The sequence below is a fragment of the Gracilibacillus saliphilus genome, from assembly GCF_010994085.1.
Lineage (GTDB): Bacteria > Bacillota > Bacilli > Bacillales > Amphibacillaceae > Gracilibacillus > Gracilibacillus lacisalsi.
Window position 1 is genome coordinate 1 of record NZ_WJEB01000077.1, and the last position, 470, is coordinate 470.

The window sequence follows — 470 nt, forward strand, 5'->3', positions numbered from 1 at the left end:
AGGTTGGGGGTTCAAGTCCTCTGGCCGGCACCATTTGGGAGCCATTAGCTCAGTTGGTAGAGCATCTGACTTTTAATCAGAGGGTCGGAGGTTCGAATCCTCCATGGCTCACCATTTACGCGGGTGTGGCGGAATTGGCAGACGCGCTAGACTTAGGATCTAGTGTCTCTTGACGTGGGGGTTCAAGTCCCTCCACCCGCACCATACAATTATAATAATTAACTATATGCGGAAGTAGTTCAGTGGTAGAACACCACCTTGCCAAGGTGGGGGTCGCGGGTTCGAATCCCGTCTTCCGCTCCAGGAAATTAATCATTTAGTTTGCCAAGTGATTAATGTATTATTCCTTGCCGGGGTGGCGGAATTGGCAGACGCACAGGACTTAAAATCCTGCGGTGGGTTTCCACCGTGCCGGTTCGAGTCCGGCCCTCGGCACCATTTAGCGCCCGTAGCTCAATTGGATAGAGCGT

General features: G+C 52.3%; 4 tRNA genes. All 4 read left to right on the forward strand.

Annotation, left to right across the window (positions count from 1 at the left end):
* Positions 1-38 precede the first annotated feature (38 nt).
* The 4 genes from GHT08_RS21880 (at position 39) to GHT08_RS21895 (ending at position 438) form a co-directional block, all read left to right on the forward strand.
* Positions 39-114, forward strand: a tRNA-Lys gene (locus tag GHT08_RS21880).
* Between the two features lie 5 nt (positions 115-119).
* A tRNA-Leu gene (locus tag GHT08_RS21885) sits at positions 120-204 on the forward strand.
* 24 nt (positions 205-228) lie between these two features.
* Positions 229-303 (forward strand) — tRNA-Gly (locus tag GHT08_RS21890).
* A gap of 46 nt (positions 304-349) precedes the next feature.
* Positions 350-438 (forward strand) — tRNA-Leu (locus GHT08_RS21895).
* Positions 439-470 lie beyond the last annotated feature (32 nt).